Consider the following 18,819-nt stretch of genomic DNA (forward strand, 5'->3'; position numbering starts at 1 on the left):
AGATTAGTCGATGCGTCCGCAGGACGTGCTGACAAAACAGAATTTGCCTGGCGGCACTAGCGCGGTGGTCCCACCTGACCCCATGCCGAACTCAGAAGTGAAACGCCGTAGCGCCGATGGTAGTGTGGGGTCTCCCCATGTGAGAGTAGGGAACTGCCAGGCATCAAATTTAGCGTGCTGATATGGCTCAGTTGGTAGAGCGCACCCTTGGTAAGGGTGAGGTCCCCAGTTCGACTCTGGGTATCAGCACCACTTTTTAGGTTAAAGTTCGGCACGTTGTAAAGAATTTGCCTGGCGACAATAGCGCGGCGGTCCCACCTGAACCCATGCCGAACTCAGAAGTGAAACGTCGTAGCGCCGATGGTAGTGTGGGGTCTCCCCATGTGAGAGTAGGGAATCGCCAGGCATCAAATAAAGCAGAAGGCCCAGTCGAAAGACTGGGCCTTCTGCTTTTGTGTTATCTGTTATCTGTTGATAAACAGTCCTGCCACCAGGGGGAAACCCGTCAAAGTCGATTTGCTCGTAATGCAGCAAGGGACAGAGAGTTTATTTGCCCGGTTGTCATGTGGATGATGCGCAGAAGAGCAGATACAGGTTCGACGCTAGCCCCAGTATCTGCTGGTCGGGGGTGAATTAACGGGTCAGCGCGACGATCCCTAACGTGAGGCCGGCTACCGCGGCGGCTCCCCCGGCGATCGCGCCTGCCGTGTCCCAGTTGTCTTCTGTTGTGCCCTTCATACAGGTATTGGTGTGGACTAAGCGGCCTTGCGAGTCATAAACCGGCACGCAGGGAGAGTCATGGGCACAGCCTGCCAGCAGAGAGGCCAGCAGCGCCACGATTAAATACTTTTTCATGATATTACCTCTGGATAATCCGCAGGGTTGTACTGAGAGCCAGTGCAGAACGGAATGGCTTATTTTATCACCGCGGATTGTCCGGCCCGGATGCCGAAATCATCTCAATATATGAGCCACGTAAATATCGTGAAGATAAGCAGGGGAATATGCAGAAAAGATGGAGAGAAAGATCGTCTCCCCGCGCTGCCGCATGTGATAGAGGTTGTCAGATAGCGGGAAGCTGAGCGGGTTGCTAATATGCCAGGCGAAAAAAAAAGCGCCCGCAGGGGGCGCCTTTAAAACCAGGCCGGGTTATTCAGCGTGCCGGGTAAAACGTCGTCTGACGACCACAAAGAAGACCGGAACAAAAAAGATCGCCAGCAGTGTCGCGGTTAGCATCCCGCCCATGACGCCGGTACCTACCGCATTCTGCGCCCCGCTGCCGGCACCATGGCTAATCACCAGCGGCATGACTCCGAGAATAAAAGCCAGAGAGGTCATCAGAATGGGTCGCAGGCGCATCCGCGATGCCTCCAGGGTTGCTTCAATGATCCCTTTCCCCTCTTTCTCCATCAGATCCTTGGCGAATTCGACGATCAGGATCGCGTTCTTCGCCGACAAACCGATCGTGGTCAGAAGGCCTACCTGGAAGTACACGTCATTATTCAGCCCACGCAGCGTGGCGGCTAACAGCGCGCCGATCACCCCCAGCGGAACCACTAACATGACTGAGAATGGAATCGACCAGCTCTCATACAGCGCCGCCAGGCACAGGAAGACGACAATCAGCGAGATGGCATAAAGCGCGGGAGCCTGGTTGCCGGAAAGGCGTTCCTGGTAAGACATCCCGGTCCAGTCGTAACCAATGCCGCTCGGCAGCTTACTGGCCAGCGCTTCCATCAGCGCCATGGCTTCCCCGGTACTTTTACCCGGCGAGGCTTCACCGAGGATTTCCATGGAGGGTAAACCGTTGTAGCGTTCCAGACGCGGCGAGCCATAAATCCAGCGCGAAGTGACGAAGGCGGAGAACGGGACCATTTCGCCATTGGCGCTACGAACATACATATTGTTAATGTCGCTCGGCAGCATACGGAAATGGGCATCAGCCTGGACGTACACTTTCTTGACGCGACCACGGTCAATAAAGTCATTGACGTAGTACCCGCCCAGCGCGGCTGATATCGTTTCATTGATATCGGAGAGCGATACGCCCAGCGCCTGCGCTTTTTCCTGGTCGACATCCAGTTTGAACTGCGGCGTATCTTCCAGCCCATTAGGCCGTACCCGCACCAGCTGATCCGGATGCTGTTTCACCATGCCCAGCAGTTGATTGCGCGCCTGCGTCAGGGCGGTATGACCTAGCCCGCCCTGGTCGATCAGCTCAAAGTCGAAGCCGGTGGCGGTACCCAGCTCAATAATGGCAGGCATGTTGAACGGGAAAACCATGGCGTCTTTGATCTGGCTGAAAGCCACGGTGGCTCGCTTGATGATGGACTCCACGCTGTTTTCATCACCGCTGCGCGCCTCCCAGGGTTTCAGGCTGACAAACGCCATGCCGGAGTTTTGCCCCTGGCCGCTGAAGCTGAAGCCGTTCACGGTAAAGACGCTGTCGACGTTAGCCTTCTCGTTATGCAGATAGTAGTCGGTCACGGTATCCAGCACTTTCTGTGTCCGCTCCTGGGTGGCGCCGGAGGGCAACTGGATCATGGTCAGGAAGACCCCCTGGTCTTCATCGGGTAGAAAGGATGTCGGGAGACGCATAAACAGCACGGCCATTCCCACGACGATCAGCAGATAGATCACCAGGTAACGGCCGGTTCCACGCAAAATACCGCTGACGCTGTTGGTGTAGTGGTTAACGCTCTGGTCAAAGCGGGCGTTAAACCAGCCGAAGAAGCCTTTTTTCTCATGGTGTTCGACCGAGGACGGCTTTAACAACGTGGCGCAGAGCGCTGGCGTCAGGACCAGGGCAACCAGCACGGAGAGCGCCATGGCGGAAACGATGGTGATCGAAAACTGGCGATAAATCGCGCCGGTGGAACCGCCGAAGAAGGCCATCGGCACGAATACCGCAGAGAGCACCATGGCGATACCCACCAGCGCCCCCTGGATCTGCGACATCGACTTTTCCGTCGCTTCTTTTGGCGAGAGTTTTTCCTCAACCATCACGCGCTCAACGTTTTCCACTACGACGATAGCGTCATCGACCAGCAGACCTATCGCCAGCACCATGCCAAACATCGTCAGGGTGTTGATGGAGTAGCCAAACATCGACAGTACGGCGAAGGTGCCCAACAGCACGACGGGCACGGCAATGGTCGGAATGAGCGTTGCGCGCATGTTCTGCAGGAACAGATACATGACAAGGAAGACGAGAATAATCGCTTCAAATAGCGTTTTGACCACTTCGTGAATAGAGATTTTAACGAAAGGGGTCGTATCGTACGGATAGACCACCTTCATTCCCTGGGGGAAGTAAGGCTGCAGTTCGGCCAGCTTCGCTTTAATCGCCGTGGCGGTATCCAGCGCGTTGGCGCCGGTCGCAAGCTTAATACCCAGACCAGAGGCGGGCTTACCGTTAATTCTGGCGACGACGTTGTAGTTCTCTCCGCCCAGCTCAATGCGGGCGACATCTTTCAAATGGACGACAGAGCCATCGGCATTGACCCGCAGCGTGACCTTGCCAAACTCCTGCGGATCTTTAAGCCGCGTCTGGGCAATGATCGACGCATTGAGCTGCTGGCCTTTTAGCGCTGGCGTACCGCCCAGCTGGCCGGCGGCGATCTGATCGTTCTGAACCTGCAGCGCATTAATGACATCCACTGGCGTCAGGTTGTATTTGTTCAGCAGGTTGCCATCCAGCCAGATGCGCATGGCGTACTGTGCGCCAAACAGCTGGACATCGCCCACACCGTTGAGGCGGCTGATGGGATCTTTAACATTAGAGGCGACATAGTCGGAAATATCGTCCTGGGTAGTGACCGGGTTATCAGAGATAAAGCCGGCCACCAGCAGGAAGCTGCTGCTGGACTTTTCTACGCTAATTCCCTGCTGCTGGACTTCCTGAGGCAGCAGCGGGGTGGCCAGCTGCAGTTTGTTTTGCACCTGCACCTGGGCGATATCCGGATCGGTGCCGGACTTAAAGGTAAGCGTGATGGTTACTGAGCCGGCGGAATCGCTGGTCGACGACATATACATCAGGTTGTCGATACCGTTCATGTTCTGCTCAATAACCTGAGTGACCGTGTCCTGCACGGTCTGGGCATCCGCACCAGGATAGGTAGCGGAGATCGCCACCGCAGGGGGCGCTATCGTCGGATACTGCGCTATCGGCAACTGCAGAATGGCCAGACCTCCGGCAATCATCATGATGATCGCCAGCACCCAGGCAAAGACTGGTCGATGGATAAAAAACTTAGACATGGCTGGGTATCCTTATTGTGCGACCGGTGCCGCACGCTCCGCTTCTGCTTTAACGGTGACGCCTGGACGGACTTTCTGTAAGCCGCTGATAATCACCTTATCGCCCGGCTTCAGCCCGCTGGTGATAAGCCACTTATCGCCCACGGCCTGGGAAGCTACCACCTGACGGGTTTCAACCTGGTTTTTGTCATTCACCAGCATGACGGAGGCATCGCCCCGCGGCGTACGGGTCACCCCCTGCTGCGGCACCAGGATGGCCTGCGGATCGGTGCCTTCATCGATGCGGGCGCGAACGAACATTCCCGGCAGCAGGATATGCTGTGGGTTAGGGAAGATAGCGCGCAGGGTAATTGAACCTGTACTTTCATCGACAGTCACGTCGGAGAACTGCAGCGAACCCTTAAGCGGATAGGCCTGACCGTTCTCCATCACCAGCTCAACGCTTTTGGTGTCGCCGCCGCGTTGCAGGCTTTCCTGCTTAAGGCGCATGAAGTCATTGCTGGATTCCGTCACGTCGACGTAGATCGGATCGAGCTGCTGGACGGTAGCCAGGGTATCCGACTGACCGTTGGTGACCAACGCTCCCTCGGTGACGCTCGATTTACCGATGCGTCCGCTAATGGGAGAGGTCACTTTGGTGTAGGCCAGGTTGATGCGGGCGCTTTCCACGGAGGCTTTGGTGGCGATGACGTCAGCGTCGGCCTGGCGGGCGGTGGCCACCGCCTGATCGTATTCCTGCTGACTGATATACTTGGTGCCCAGCAGCGGAACGTAGCGTTTCACCGTTAAGTGGGCGATGGCGGCTGCGGCTTCGGCTTTAGCCTCATCGCCCTTGGCGCTGTTCCACGCCGCCTGGTAGGTTGCCGGATCGATCTGATAGAGCGACTGGCCTGCTTCGACATCGCTTCCTTCAACAAAGTTACGCTTCAGGATGATTCCGCTTACCTGAGGGCGGACTTCCGCCACGCGAAAAGCTGAAGTTCGGCCTGGCAGTTCGGTGGTGACCGACAGCGGCGCGCTGTTCACGACATGGACCGTCACCTGCGGCGCCTGGGCATGGGGTTGCGGGTTGTCCGAATTATCGCAGCCGGTAAGCAATAAGGCCGAGATAATTAAACCGGATAAAAGTGTCACTCTGGCGTGAGTTGTCATGGCGGTTCCTTATAGATTACGTGCCAAATTCGGCGGCGAATCTTTGAAAGAAAGAGGGAATTAAAAAGCAGTTTGCCATCCTACAAATAAACGCCGCTGGATGTAAGGGATACTTATTTTTGAGCAATCAGCAAGGCACGCAAAAACAAAAAAGCGCGCAGGATTTTTTTGCTATTTACCTCAATTGTAAAACTTAATAAATAGACATCAATTCAGTGAATGGGTTATTTATTAATATTCTTTTGGGTAATTTATTTGGCGACAGCTTCAGAATTAACTTGTCTGCATTTTTGCTAAAAAATATTCCATGACAAATGTTAGGTTAAGCGATCTTCAGAAAATCCTGAATAACCTGTCTGACGGGAAGGGGCTTGTATGGCTAGAAAAACGAAAGAAGAGGCGCTACGCACGCGGCAGCTCCTGATTGAGTCCGCGATCCAGCAGTTCGCCCTGCGGGGGGTGACCAACACAACCCTGACGGATATTGCTGATGCGGCGGGAGTGACCCGCGGCGCCGTATACTGGCATTTTGCCAGTAAGACTGAGCTGTTTAATGAAATGTGGCAGCAGCAGCCACCGCTCAGGGATTTGATTCAGCATAGCCTCGTAACAGAGAATGAACAGGAGCCGTTAAATGCATTGCGCGAGCGGTTTATTACCGGGCTCCGCTATATTGCTGCGAATCCTCGCCAGCGCGCGCTGATGCAAATTCTTTATCAGCGCTGCGAGTTTGCCAATGATATGCTTTCGGAAAACGAAATTCGCCAGCGGATTGGCTTTAATTATTCGCTGATTGGCGGCATGCTTCAGTGCTGTGTGCGTAACAATATATTGCCAGCCGAAACAAATATTGAAGTGATATTAATTGTTTTACACAGCGCCTTTTCCGGGCTGATTAAAAACTGGCTGCTCGATCCGCAACGCTTCGATCTTTATCAGCAGGCGCCTGCGCTGGTGGATAATGTTATGGCGGTAGTCTGTGCTGCTCATGTATCGGAGGCGCCGGTACTGCGGGCGGTGAATCAGTGATGTGTCCCGCTGTCGCAGGTAATAAAAAAGGCGCTTCCCCATGCCGAAGAGCGCCTTTTATATCAAGCAAGCAACTGACTAGTATCAGTTCATGCCGTATTTTTTCAGTTTTTTACGCAGCGTACCGCGGTTGATGCCCATCATCAGGGCAGCGCGGGTCTGGTTACCACGGGTGTATTGCATCACCATGTCCAACAGGGGCTGTTCAACTTCAGCCAGTACCAGCTCATACAGGTCATTCACATCCTGACCGTTCAGTTGAGCAAAATAGTTCTTCAGTGCCTGTTTAACCGAGTCACGCAGGGGCTTTTGAGTTACCTGATCCTGAGAGTTAACGGTAGAAACGGTCAGTACGTCAGAATTTACGCGTTGTTCGAACATAGTTCTGTCAGCTCTTTATTTCTATTACGCAAAATTTTCGAAGTATGCCTCCAACGCCTCCAGCTGTTCGCTGGCATCCTCAATGGCGTTGAATGTGCGCCGAAACTGGTCATCTGGAGCATGTTCCTGAAGATACCAGGAGACGTGTTTACGCGCGATTCGGTACCCTTTTGCCTGACCATAAAAGTCATGCAATTCCCGAACGTGCGCACAAAGCAAGCGCTTGACCTCTGCCAGCGGCAGCGGGGGCAGCAGCTCTCCAGTGTCCAGATAATGCTGGATTTCCCGAAAGATCCAGGGTCTTCCCTGAGCTGCACGGCCTATCATCAGGGCATCAGCCCCTGTATAGTCGAGCACAGCTCTGGCTTTAAGCGGGTCAGTAATGTCGCCATTCGCGATAATCGGAATGGAAACTTTCTGCTTAACTGCCCGAATACTGTCGTACTCAGCGTCTCCGTTAAACAAGCAGGCGCGGGTGCGTCCGTGAATAGTCAGAGCCTGAATGCCACACTCTTCGGCCAGTTGGGCAATCTCTACGCAGTTACGGTGTTCCGGTTCCCAACCGGTGCGAATCTTGAGAGTCACAGGAACGTCCACCGCATTCACGACCGCCGTCAGGATCGACTTCACCTGGTCGGGGTACTGCAAGAGGGCTGAACCTGCAAGCTTGCGATTCACCTTTTTCGCCGGGCATCCCATATTGATATCAATAATCTGGGCGCCGCTTTCCACGTTAATCCGCGCGGCGGCAGCCATCTCTTCCGGCACGCTACCGGCGATTTGCACGGTACGAATACCGGGCTCATCAATATGCACCATCCGTAAACGGGACTTGTCGCTCTCCCACACCTGTGGATTAGAGGACATCATCTCGGAAACGGTTAAACCCGCTCCCATCTCGTAGCACAGCGTCCGGAATGGTCTGTCAGTAATGCCAGCCATGGGCGCTGCGATCAGGCGATTTCTGAGCTGGTGGTGTCCGATGCGCATGAGTTAAGAAATGACCATACTGTGACTGCAAGGCGGCGTATATTACGCATTTTTTGCACGAGATGAAAGGCCAAACTTTGAGCAATCCTCTGTTGCAGATCAATGAATCCGGGACTAACGTAAAAGGGATGAATAAATACTTATATTAATCATTGATTTAATGGCTGATGGATAATTTGTGTCCATTTATAAAATCATAAAACTTCTCGATTTTTCTTAGACAAACTCGCTACCAGGCGATATAAAACGCTGTTTTTATAGTCAAAAAAGTGCTCTGTAGTGCGATCTGCCTCTCATTTCCTGGCATTATTTGGTGGCTACTGGAAACAAAAATGCGGCCCACAGGCCGCATTGCACTTAGTTTTTCCGGCCGGTGATCCGGCACCACTCCTCTTTCTCGACCACCGGGTCAAGGGTGAAGAGATCGGCGTAGGCTTCACAGACGCTCTCCGCCTGGCTGGCAAGGATGCCGGAAAGCCCCAGCAAACCGCCTGAAACGGGCAGGACGCTGATTAACGGCGCCAGCTCACGTAACGGGCCAGCCAGGATATTGGCGACCACGACGTCGGCTTTCATCGACTCGGGCTGGTCCTGAGGAAGATAGAGCTCCAGACGCTCAGAGACGCCGTTACGCTGTGCGTTATCGCGGCTGGCCTGAATAGCCTGCGGGTCGATATCAATGCCGATCGCTTTTGCGGCTCCCAGCTTCAGCGCGGCAATCGCCAGGATGCCGGAACCGCAGCCGAAATCAATGACCGTTTTTCCGTTGAGGTCGAGTCCATCGAGCCACTGCAGGCACAGGGATGTCGTCGGGTGCGTGCCGGTACCGAAGGCCAGACCCGGATCGAGCATCACGTTGACGGCATTTTCATCCGGAACGTCGCGCCAGCTCGGGCAGATCCACAGCCGCTCACCGAAGCGCATCGGATGGAAGTTATCCATCCATTCCCGCTCCCAGTCTTTATCTTCCAGCTGCTCGATCTTATGCGCGAATCCGGCGCCCAGCAGCGGGTGCTGCTCCAGTTGGGCAACGACCGCTTTCATATCGGTTTCGGCATCGAACAGGCCAATCACGTCGGTGTCGCCCCACAGCCGGGTTTCCCCGGGTAACGGCTCAAATACCGGCGTATCGTGCGTATCCTGGAAGGTGATCGAGACCGATCCGGCCTCCATCAGCGCATCGCTAAGATCTTCAGCGTTCGCGCCGGTGGTATTTAGTTTCAGTTGGATCCATGGCATAGCAAAACTCTTTATTTATCAGTAGTCAAAATAGGTGGCTGTGGTGCGGGACGGCCGAAACGATTCCCTGCCACAAACGCCAGTAAACTCAGCAGCAGCGCGGGAACGATCGGATGGAAGCCGAGAAACTGCACTTTCAGCGTGGCCAGTACGGCATACAGTACACCACCCACGATCATCGCGCTCAGCGCGCCAGCCGCGTTGGCACGTTCCCAATACAGGCCCAGCACCAGCGGCCACAGAAAGACGGCTTCCAGGCCGCCGAAGGCCAGCAGGTTCAGCCAGATAATCATCTCTGGCGGTCGCCAGGCCGCGAGCAGCAGCAGGACACCCAACAGGAGCGTAATGCCGGCGGACATGCGTTTTAGCCGCTTTTCGTTAGTCGCCTGATCCGGACGCCAGTTCAGATACAGATCCTTGATGATCGTAGCGGAACTTTGCAGAAGTTGGGCATTGATCGTCGACATAATCGCCGCCATCGGCGCGGCCAGAAAGATCCCTGCCGCAAAGGGCGGGAGCACTTTGACCATCAGCGTCGGGATCACCAGATCCGGTACGGTGAGGTCAGGGATCACCGCCCGACCTAACGCGCCGGCCAGGTGCATGCCAAACATCAGGATCGCCACCACGATGGTGCCGATAATGATGCCGCGATGCACGGCTTTGCTGTCTTTGTAGGAGATACAGCGCACGGCGGTATGCGGGAGGCCTATCACGCCGAAGCAGACCAGCACCCAAAACGAGGCCATAAAGGTTGGTGAGAGGATATCTTCCGCCCCCTGAGGGGACACCAGCTTGACATCGATCGACTGCAGGGTCTCTACCGCATGGCCAATCCCGCCGGCGGCGTGGATCACCCCCACCAGCAGCACGATCGTGCCGATCAGCATCACCATGCCCTGCATGGTGTCGTTGAGCACGCTGGCGCGAAAGCCGCCATAAGCGGTATACAGCGCGATGCTGATGCCGAAGATCAGCAGACCGGTATCGTAGGGAATACCCGCAGCCGTCTCCAGCAGGCGGGCACCGCCGATAAACTGGACGGTCATGGCGCCAACGAAGGCTACCAGCAGACTCAGGCTGGCCAGCCAGACCAGCAGACGACTCTGGTAGCGCGCAAACAGCATGTCATTGAGGGTGACGGCGTTGTAACGGCGCGCAAGAATGGCGAATTTTTTTCCCAGTACGCCCAGCGACAGCCAGATGGCGGGAAGCTGGATCATTGCCAGCAGCACCCAGCCCAGGCCGTATTTATAGGCGGCGCCGGGTCCGCCGATAAATGAGCTGGCGCTGATATAGGTGGCGGTTAGCGTCATGGCCAGCACGAAGCCGCCCATCGAGCGGCTGCCGAGAAAGTACTCATTCAGAAAGTTTCCTGAGGCTCGTTTTCGCATGGCGTAAAGGGATAAGCCGAACACCACCACCAGATAGGCGATCAGGGGAATAATGACCTCAAACTGCATCATCGTCCTCCAGAGGAATGTCGCGAAAAACCAGTTTGACCATCGCCCAGCACAGCAGAATAAACAGCAGCGGAACCAGCAGGCAGGCCATTTCAAACCAGTAGGGCAGGCCGGTAAAACCGATAGCCACCCCCGGCAGATAGGCGGCGGCCAGCCAGGCGGCAAGATAGAGAAGGGTCAGCCACAGCGCCCAGCGCGCTTCTTTGTGGGCCTGAACAAAGCGTTTGTCCATTTTTTGTCCCTTGAGGATGAAGAAAGCGGGGATTGTACCGCATGGTATAGATGAGGAGAGAGAAAAAGAAAAAAGGCCGGAAAATCCGGCCTTTTGCTGAGAATGCAGAATTATTTTTCCTGCAAGCCGAGTTTTTTCTCCAGATAGTGGATGTTGGTGCCACCATGCTGGAAGTTCTCGTCGCTCATAATGCGCATCTGCAGATCGACGTTGGTCTTGATGCCATCGATGATCAGCTCCTGCAGCGCATTCTTCATGCGGGCAATCGCCACGTCACGGCTTTCGCCGTAGCAGATCAGTTTGCCGATCATGGAGTCATAGTACGGCGGTACGGTGTAACCGGCGTAAATATGGGACTCCCAGCGCACGCCAAAGCCGCCCGGCGCGTGGAAACGGGTAATTTTACCCGGGCTCGGCAGGAAGGTGTTCGGGTCTTCGGCGTTGATACGGCATTCCACCGCATGGCCGCGAACCACCACTTCATCCTGCTTGATGGACAGCGGCTGACCGGCTGCGATACGCAGCTGCTCTTTGATCAGGTCAACGCCGGTGATCATTTCAGTTACCGGATGCTCTACCTGGATACGGGTGTTCATTTCAATGAAGTAGAACTCGCCGTTTTCGAACAGGAACTCAAAGGTACCCGCCCCGCGGTAGCCGATATCGACACAGGCTTTCGCGCAACGCTCGCCGATGTAGCGACGCAGTTCCGGGGTGATGCCCGGCGCCGGCGCTTCTTCGACCACTTTCTGGTGACGGCGCTGCATGGAGCAATCACGTTCAGCCAGATAGATAGCGTTACCCTGACCGTCCGCCAGCACCTGAATTTCGATGTGACGCGGGTTTTCCAGGTATTTCTCCATGTAGACCATGTCGTTGTTGAAAGCCGCTTTGGCTTCCGCTTTGGTCATGGAGATGGACTGGGCCAGTTCAGCATCGCTGCGCACAACGCGCATACCGCGACCGCCGCCGCCGCCGGAGGCCTTGATGATCACCGGATAGCCGATGCGTTTGGCATGGGCGCGGTTAGCGTCCATGTCGTCGGTCAGCGGGCCGTCAGAACCGGGTACGGTCGGGACGCCGGCTTTTTTCATGGCGGTGATCGCGGACACTTTGTCGCCCATCAGGCGGATGGTGTCGGCTTTCGGGCCGATGAAGATAAAGCCGGAGCGCTCAACCTGCTCAGCAAAGTTGGCGTTCTCAGAGAGGAAGCCATACCCCGGGTGAATTGCTACCGCGCCGGTGATCTCAGCGGCGCTGATGATAGCCGGGATGTTCAGATAGCTTTTTACGGACGGAGCCGGACCGATGCAGACCGTCTCATCCGCTAACAATACGTGTTTTAGATCGCGATCCGCGGTGGAATGCACAGCAACGGTCTTGATGCCCAGTTCTTTACAGGCACGCAGGATGCGCAGTGCGATCTCGCCACGGTTAGCGATGACAATTTTATCCAGCATGTTCGCCTCGTTACTCGATAACTACCAGCGGCTCGTCGAATTCTACCGGTTGGCCGCTTTCGATCAGAATGGCTTTCACCACGCCGGCTTTGTCGGCTTCGATCTGGTTCATCATTTTCATCGCTTCGACGATGCACAGGGTGTCGCCCACGTTAACTTTCTGGCCAACTTCCACAAACGCTTTCGCGTCCGGGCTTGGCGTACGATAGAAAGTACCAACCATCGGGGAACGTACGATGTGACCACTGATTTCCGCTTTTGCCGGCGCTTCTGCTGCTGCAGCTGGCGCGGCAGCCGCGGCGGCAGGTGCCTGAGGCTGCATCATCGGCGCAGCATAAGCCTGCTGCATAACCGGATAGCTTGCGGCCGGTGCAGAGCGGCTGATGCGAACAGACTCTTCGCCTTCAGAAATTTCCAGTTCGGAGATACCTGATTCTTCAACCAGCTCGATCAGTTTTTTAATCTTACGAATATCCATGAGTGGGTTCCGTACTCTTTGTTTAGTGTGATTGTGACAGGCGTTTTACCGCCGTCTGTAAAGCGTATGAATAGCCGTCCGCCCCCAGTCCGCAGATAACGCCAGCGGCGATATCTGACAGATACGAATGCTGGCGGAAGGGTTCGCGTGCATGCACATTGCTCAGGTGAATCTCGATAAACGGGATGTTCACGGCAAGCAACGCGTCACGGATTGCTACGCTGGTATGCGTGAACGCGGCCGGATTAATCAGGATATAGTCCACGTTGTCTTTAGCCTGATGAATTCGGTCGATTAACGCATGCTCCGCGTTGGACTGCAGGTGATCCAGGCTCACATTCAGCGCCGCTGCTTCAGATGTTAAATGGTTAACAATCTCAGCCAGCGTGAGAGATCCATACTTCTCTGGCTCGCGGGTACCGAGCATGTTAATGTTTGGACCATTCAAAAGCAAAATGTGAAACTTGTCTGCCATCGTGTGGCCATCTCCTGCCATTTTCGGGTAAAAAACAACATATACCTTCAATGCGCCCTTGTCACCTTTTCAGGGTCAGAAAACCCTGTCAGGAAAGCCAAAGTCGCACATTATAACGATTTCGTAGCAATTGGCAGCTAAATACTGGTCTTATCAGGGAAGATTATCAACCGCTATCTTAAAAAGAGTCGCGGTTGATAAAGGATCTGCGGGAAACTGCACATTACCGGATTCAGCGCCACCACTGGCGAAACTTCTTGTAACGCCATGCCAGGAGCGCGACTGCCAGCAGGGCATAAATGATGGGCTGCGGTGAGAGGATCTTCACTGACCACAGGTAGTGAATCGGCGCGAGGATCGCCACCAGATAGACGAAGTTGTGTAAAAGTTGCCAACGGCGGCCCAGTTTTCGCTGCATCGCCTGCGTCGACGTCGCCGCCAGCGCCAGCAGGATCGCCCAACTGACCATGCCTAACGTCAGATAGGGGCGGTTGATAATCTCCGAGCCCAGCAGCGCCAGATTGTTAATGCCCAGCTCCAGCAGGGTATAGCTGGTCAGGTGCAGGGTCGCCCAGGCGAAACACCATAAACCTAACAGGCGGCGAACGCGAATCAATAATGGCTGTTTCGCGTAGCGCGCCAGCGGGGAGACCAGCAGCGTCGCCAGCAGAAACTTCAGCGCCATCCTGCCGGTAAAATGCTGGATATCCTTGGCCGGATCGGCGCTAAAGTAGCCCTGGTGCCCGGCCCAGAATAACCAGACCAGCGGCAAAAACCCCGCCAGATGAAGTAAAACCTTCAACCAGGCGATCTGTTTGACGGTGAAACGCACTAGAAGTTCTCCCGCAGATTCATGCCGCGATACAGCGACGCCACCTCGTCGGCATAGCCGTTAAACAGCAGCGTCGGTTGACGTTTCACATCGAGCACGCCGCCGGCACCGATAAACCGCTCGCTAGCCTGTGACCAGCGGGGGTGATCGACGTGCGGATTGACGTTGGCGAAGAAGCCGTATTCGTCCGGCGCCGCGAGGTTCCAGGTGGTCGGTGGCCGCTCGCGGGTCAGTTCAATGCTGACGATGGATTTAATGCCTTTGAAACCGTACTTCCACGGCACGGTAAGGCGGACCGGCGCGCCGTTTTGCGGCGGCAGTGCTTTGCCATACACCCCGACGGTGAGCAGCGTCAGCGGGTGCAGCGCTTCATCCAGCCGCAACCCCTCCACGTAAGGGTAAGCGAGCCCGCCGCCGATAAACCGATCTTTCTGCCCGGGCATTTGATCCGGGGCATAGAGGGTTTTGAAGGCCACATAGCGCGCGTTGCTGGTGGGCTCCACCAGCGCCAACAGCTTATGCAGCGGGAAGCCGACCCAGGGGACCACCATCGACCAGGCTTCCACGCAGCGCATACGGTAAATACGCTCTTCCAGCGGGAAGCGTTTGGTCAGATCGTCATGGTCAAGGGTCAGCGGCTTCGCCACCTCACCGCCGATGGTCAACGTCCAGGGATCGGTGCGCAGGCTACCCGCGTTCGCCGCCGGATCGGCTTTATCGAGGCCGAATTCATAAAAGTTATTGTAGCCGGAGACTTTATCTTCCGGAGTAAGCGTCAGGTTAGCCTGCCATTCAGCGGGTTTAGCAAAGTCCAGGGCCTTGCCCGCCGGGGCTGGCGGACGGTCGTGGCCTTTAAACCAGTCCAGCAGGTCGGCCTGTGCGGCGGCGGGAAGCGAAAGGGCGGTCGCGCTGATGCCCAGCATTTTCAGCACCTGGCGCCGCTGGAGCATAAAAACGGATTCGGCCGTGACGTCGGCTTCCGTCAGTTTTTTTCTTTTCATGGTGTCCTCCGTCATGCGTTTCCCTAAGCATGACGGAGGCGGCGATGAATCGCGAATATGTCACGAAAAATTGCACATTAGGCGCATTCGCCACCGCCGAAGCTGGGGCGCGGTCGTCCAGGAATCATCGGAAAGTGGCGCAAGACGTTTCCTTTAACGCGCCTGACCCGGCATCTTTAGCAGGGGAAAAAAGCGGGCGGGAGGCTGGCAGGATGGAAAATTAGCAATAATGTGCGCCGCTGGCGCGGGTTTGCCATCCAGCGTCTAAAATTAAAGCGCTTCTGGCGCAGGCCGCAGGCGGGCGGCGTTTGGCAAATTTTTTCTGCCGACTATACTCGCTATCGGCATACTTTCGCCGATAATACGCATTCCATTGCCAGACTCGCCATCTTTGATAGTATGCGTCGCGCTTTAAAAGGTTAATGCTAGCGTCAAGGCGCGCGCCGGCACGGGAGCCTGATGGTTCATCGGGCAGTCATTCACTCGCGGAGTTAACACAGGGATGCGATTAACGACGAAGTTCTCAGCCTTTATCACGCTGCTAACTAGCCTGACCATCTTTGTCACGCTGATTGGCGCTTCGCTGAGTTTTTACAACGGCATTGAGAACAAGGTCGAAAACCGGGTTCAGGCGGTGGCGACCATGCTGGATAACCGGCTCATCACCACCTCTTTTGATAAGCTTGAGCCGCAGCTGGATGAGCTGATGACGCCGATAGAGATCGTGCATATCGATTTCATGCTTAACGGTAAACCGCTCTACAGCCACTCCCGAACCGACAGCTACCGCCCGCTGGGCAGTCATGAGCAATTCCGTGAGATCACGGTCCCGTCGTTGAAACATCCCGGTATCACCCTGCATCTGGTCTACGTTGACCCGATGGTGAACTATTTCCGTTCGCTGTCAATCACCGCCCCGCTGTCGATCTCCATCGGCTTCATGGTGGTGATTATTTTCTTCGCCGTCCGCTGGATACGCCGCCAGCTGGCAGGTCAGGAGCTGCTTGAGCTTCGTTCCACGCGCATCCTGAGCGGCGAGCGCGGGCCGCAGGTGCGCGGGTCAGTCTATGAATGGCCTGCCAGCACCAGTAGCGCGCTGGATATGCTGCTGTCGGAGCTGCAATTCGCCAGCGATCAGCGCAGCCGGATGGATACGCTGATTCGCTCCTATGCGGCACAGGATTCCAAAACCGGGCTGAACAATCGCCTGTTTTTTGACAATCAGTTGGCCACGCTGCTGGAAGATCAGGAGAAGGTGGGGGCGTACGGCATCGTGATGATGATCCGTCTGCCGGAGTTTGATCTGCTGCGGGACAACTGGGGACGAGCGGCGGCCGAAGAACATTACTTCACGCTAATCAACCTGCTCTCTACCTTTATTATGCGTTACCCTGGCGCGCTGCTGGCCCGCTATCACCGTAGCGACTTCGCCGTGCTGCTGCCGCACCGCACGTTAAAAGAGGCGGATAGCATCGCCGGACTGTTGCTGAAGGCCATGGACGCGCTGCCTCCGACGCGCATTCTCGATCGTGACGATATGATGCATATCGGCATCTGTTCTTTCCGCAGTGGACAATCGGCGGCGCAAGTGATGGAACATGCTGAAGCAGCAACGCGCAACGCGGTGCTGCAGGGCAGCAACAGCTGGTCGGTCTATGACGATACCCTTCCGGAGAAAGGCCGCGGCAACGTTCGCTGGCGGACGCTGATCGAACAGATGCTGAGCCGCGGCGGGCCGCGGTTGTATCAGAAACCCGCCGTCACTCGCGATGGCCGGGTGCATCACCGTGAACTGATGTCGCGGATGTACGACGGTAAGGAAGAGGTGATCGCCGCCGAGTATATGCCGATGGTGCTGCAGTTTGGCCTGGCGGAGGAGTATGACCGCCTGCAGGTGACGCGCCTGCTGCCATTTTTAGGCTTCTGGCCCGAGGAGAATCTGGCGCTCCAGCTGTCGGTGGAGTCGCTGATCCGTCCGCGATTCCAGCGCTGGCTGCGTGATGCTCTGATGCAGTGCGAAAAATCGCAGCGTCAGCGGATTATTTTTGAACTTGCTGAGGCAGATGTTTGTCAATATATCGGCCGTCTGCAGCCGGTTATGCGGTTGGTTAACGCGCTTGGCGTTCGGGTGGCGGTGGTTCAGGCAGGGTTAACCCTGGTGGGAACTAGCTGGATCAAGCAGCTGGATGCGGAGCTGATCAAACTGCATCCGGGGCTGGCGCGCAACATCGAAAAGCGCAGCGAGAACCAGCTGCTGGTGCAAAGCCTGGTGGAAGCCTGTAAAGGCATGCCTATGCAAGTTTTTGCGACGGGCGTACGCAGCCGCAGCGAGTGGCTGGTACTGTCCCAATGCGGTGTCACGGGCGGGCAGGGGGAATTTTTTGCCGCCTCACAGCCACTTGACACAAATGTGAAAAAATATTCGCAAAGATACTCGGTTTGATCTGCCGTTTAGCGTGATTTCACGTAGAATAACGCGCGCCATCGTGAAGGGGGTGTGCTTGTCTACCTGCCGGATCATCGCAATGTAAATGCCAGTGACCCTCCTTTGACAGGTTACAAATTCAGGCGTGGAGCGCTGCTGAAGATTTCAGCAATGAACGGAGTCGGAAAAATTTGTAACAAAGGAAATGAACTGCACTAATTTTCACCGCAGCAGGTGATTTTTGCGCCTTGTCGCTGCTGCGTGTGGTTGGTAAAGTAAGCGGATTTTGTTTTCCGCCCCAGCTTTCAGGATTATCCCTTAGTATGTTAAAAAAATTTCGTGGCATGTTTTCCAATGACCTGTCCATTGACCTGGGTACCGCGAATACCCTTATTTACGTAAAAGGACAAGGCATCGTATTGAATGAGCCTTCCGTGGTGGCCATTCGTCAGGATCGTGCCGGATCGCCGAAAAGCGTCGCCGCCGTGGGTCATGAAGCGAAGCAGATGCTCGGCCGTACCCCGGGTAATATCGCGGCGATTCGCCCGATGAAGGACGGCGTTATCGCTGACTTCTTCGTGACGGAAAAGATGCTGCAGCACTTTATCAAACAAGTGCACAGCAACAGCTTTATGCGCCCGAGCCCGCGCGTACTGGTCTGCGTGCCGGTTGGCGCCACCCAGGTTGAGCGTCGTGCTATCCGTGAATCCGCGCAGGGCGCAGGCGCTCGCGAAGTGTTCCTGATTGAAGAACCGATGGCGGCCGCGATCGGCGCTGGCCTGCCGGTTTCTGAAGCGACCGGTTCCATGGTGGTGGATATCGGCGGCGGTACCACCGAGGTGGCGGTTATCTCCCTGAACGGCGTGGTTTACTCTTCTTCCGTGCGTATCGGCGGCGACCGTTTCGACGAAGCCGTCATCAATTACGTGCGTCGTAACTACGGCTCCCTGATCGGTGAAGCGACCGCTGAGCGTATCAAACATGAAATCGGTTCGGCTTATCCGGGCGATGAAGTGCGTGAAATTGAAGTGCGCGGCCGTAACCTGGCGGAAGGCGTGCCACGCGGTTTCACCCTGAACTCAAACGAAATTCTTGAAGCGCTGCAGGAGCCGCTGACCGGCATCGTGAGCGCGGTCATGGTTGCCCTTGAGCAGTGCCCGCCGGAACTGGCGTCTGATATCTCCGAGCGCGGGATGGTTCTCACCGGCGGTGGTGCGCTGCTGCGCAACCTGGACCGTCTGTTAATGGAAGAAACCGGTATTCCAGTCGTGGTTGCTGAAGATCCGCTGACCTGCGTAGCGCGTGGCGGCGGCAAGGCGCTGGAAATGATCGACATGCACGGCGGCGACCTGTTTAGCGAAGAGTAGTCAGCCTGAAGGTCCGGGGTGGCTTACCCGCTGCC

At 55.8% G+C, this 18,819-nt stretch carries 17 protein-coding genes, 1 tRNA gene and 2 rRNA genes; 7 read left to right on the plus strand and 13 right to left on the minus strand.

From position 1 onward, the window contains the following. Positions 1-46: 46 nt before the first annotated feature. From rrf (KHQ24_RS14755) to rrf (KHQ24_RS14765), 3 genes are all read left to right on the plus strand, one after another. Positions 47-162, plus strand: a 5S ribosomal RNA gene (gene rrf / locus KHQ24_RS14755). 14 nt (positions 163-176) lie between these two features. Continuing rightward, positions 177-252 (plus strand) — tRNA-Thr (locus tag KHQ24_RS14760). Positions 253-290: 38 nt separating this feature from the next. Then, positions 291-406, plus strand: a 5S ribosomal RNA gene (gene rrf / locus KHQ24_RS14765). A 227-nt stretch (positions 407-633) separates the two neighbouring features. Here rrf (KHQ24_RS14765) and KHQ24_RS14770 read toward each other — a convergent pair. The 3 genes from KHQ24_RS14770 to KHQ24_RS14780 form a co-directional block, all read right to left on the minus strand. Then, positions 634-855, minus strand: coding sequence for a membrane protein (locus KHQ24_RS14770; RefSeq protein ID WP_004206262.1), 222 nt, complete (start codon positions 853-855; stop codon positions 634-636). A 294-nt stretch (positions 856-1,149) separates the two neighbouring features. Further along, positions 1,150-4,260 (minus strand): efflux RND transporter permease subunit, encoded by a 3,111-nt coding sequence (locus KHQ24_RS14775; RefSeq protein ID WP_004206260.1) that lies wholly within the window; start codon positions 4,258-4,260, stop codon positions 1,150-1,152. A gap of 12 nt (positions 4,261-4,272) precedes the next feature. Beyond that, entirely contained in the window at positions 4,273-5,412 is a 1,140-nt protein-coding gene (locus KHQ24_RS14780; RefSeq protein WP_004206259.1) for an efflux RND transporter periplasmic adaptor subunit, read from the minus strand. 375 nt (positions 5,413-5,787) lie between these two features. Here KHQ24_RS14780 and envR point away from each other — a divergent pair, with 375 nt between their 5' ends. Next, a complete protein-coding gene (gene envR, locus KHQ24_RS14785; RefSeq protein ID WP_211777338.1) occupies positions 5,788-6,441 on the plus strand; it encodes an acrEF/envCD operon transcriptional regulator in 654 nt (217 codons plus the stop codon). Positions 6,442-6,525: 84 nt separating this feature from the next. Here the strand turns inward: envR and fis are convergent, their stop codons facing one another. From fis to msrP, 10 genes are all read right to left on the minus strand, one after another. Beyond that, the gene (gene fis, locus KHQ24_RS14790) at positions 6,526-6,822 is read right to left on the minus strand and encodes a DNA-binding transcriptional regulator Fis (RefSeq protein ID WP_000462905.1); all 297 of its coding nucleotides are present in this window, start codon (positions 6,820-6,822) and stop codon (positions 6,526-6,528) included. A gap of 24 nt (positions 6,823-6,846) precedes the next feature. Beyond that, a complete protein-coding gene (gene dusB, locus KHQ24_RS14795; protein WP_004144972.1) occupies positions 6,847-7,812 on the minus strand; it encodes a tRNA dihydrouridine synthase DusB in 966 nt (321 codons plus the stop codon). A gap of 357 nt (positions 7,813-8,169) precedes the next feature. Then, complete coding sequence (prmA, locus tag KHQ24_RS14800; protein WP_004144971.1) at positions 8,170-9,051, minus strand: 50S ribosomal protein L11 methyltransferase; 882 nt, start codon at positions 9,049-9,051, stop codon at positions 8,170-8,172. 11 nt (positions 9,052-9,062) lie between these two features. Further along, entirely contained in the window at positions 9,063-10,514 is a 1,452-nt protein-coding gene (panF, locus tag KHQ24_RS14805) for a sodium/pantothenate symporter (protein WP_017899938.1), read from the minus strand. Beyond that, positions 10,504-10,746: a DUF997 family protein gene (locus tag KHQ24_RS14810; RefSeq protein WP_211777339.1), complete on the minus strand. Its 243-nt coding sequence runs from the start codon at positions 10,744-10,746 to the stop codon at positions 10,504-10,506. Before KHQ24_RS14810 ends, panF begins: the two co-directional genes overlap by 11 nt. Positions 10,747-10,856: 110 nt before the next feature. Then, on the minus strand, positions 10,857-12,206 hold the full coding sequence (accC, locus tag KHQ24_RS14815) for an acetyl-CoA carboxylase biotin carboxylase subunit (protein ID WP_004174096.1): 1,350 nt from the start codon (positions 12,204-12,206) through the stop codon (positions 10,857-10,859). Positions 12,207-12,216: 10 nt separating this feature from the next. Continuing rightward, on the minus strand, positions 12,217-12,684 hold the full coding sequence (accB, locus tag KHQ24_RS14820; RefSeq protein WP_004206250.1) for an acetyl-CoA carboxylase biotin carboxyl carrier protein: 468 nt from the start codon (positions 12,682-12,684) through the stop codon (positions 12,217-12,219). A 22-nt stretch (positions 12,685-12,706) separates the two neighbouring features. Next, a complete protein-coding gene (aroQ, locus tag KHQ24_RS14825; protein WP_004206246.1) occupies positions 12,707-13,159 on the minus strand; it encodes a type II 3-dehydroquinate dehydratase in 453 nt (150 codons plus the stop codon). A 232-nt stretch (positions 13,160-13,391) separates the two neighbouring features. Continuing rightward, entirely contained in the window at positions 13,392-13,991 is a 600-nt protein-coding gene (gene msrQ / locus KHQ24_RS14830) for a protein-methionine-sulfoxide reductase heme-binding subunit MsrQ (protein WP_004206245.1), read from the minus strand. Next, positions 13,991-14,992 (minus strand): protein-methionine-sulfoxide reductase catalytic subunit MsrP, encoded by a 1,002-nt coding sequence (gene msrP, locus KHQ24_RS14835; protein WP_017899937.1) that lies wholly within the window; start codon positions 14,990-14,992, stop codon positions 13,991-13,993. The genes msrQ and msrP overlap by 1 nt, the downstream gene beginning before the upstream one ends. Positions 14,993-15,223: 231 nt before the next feature. On the opposite strand from msrP, the gene KHQ24_RS14840 reads away from it, so the two are divergent. The 3 genes from KHQ24_RS14840 to mreB all read left to right on the plus strand — a co-directional run bounded on the left by KHQ24_RS14840 (position 15,224) and on the right by mreB (position 18,784). Next, positions 15,224-15,415 (plus strand): hypothetical protein, encoded by a 192-nt coding sequence (locus KHQ24_RS14840; protein WP_017899936.1) that lies wholly within the window; start codon positions 15,224-15,226, stop codon positions 15,413-15,415. A 79-nt stretch (positions 15,416-15,494) separates the two neighbouring features. Beyond that, positions 15,495-17,435, plus strand: coding sequence for an RNase E specificity factor CsrD (csrD, locus tag KHQ24_RS14845; protein ID WP_004206243.1), 1,941 nt, complete (start codon positions 15,495-15,497; stop codon positions 17,433-17,435). 305 nt (positions 17,436-17,740) lie between these two features. Then, the gene (gene mreB, locus KHQ24_RS14850) at positions 17,741-18,784 is read left to right on the plus strand and encodes a rod shape-determining protein MreB (RefSeq protein ID WP_002918653.1); all 1,044 of its coding nucleotides are present in this window, start codon (positions 17,741-17,743) and stop codon (positions 18,782-18,784) included. The last annotated feature ends 35 nt before the right edge of the window (positions 18,785-18,819 follow it).

Source organism: Klebsiella sp. 54, assembly GCF_018223875.1.
Classification (GTDB): domain Bacteria; phylum Pseudomonadota; class Gammaproteobacteria; order Enterobacterales; family Enterobacteriaceae; genus Klebsiella; species Klebsiella quasipneumoniae.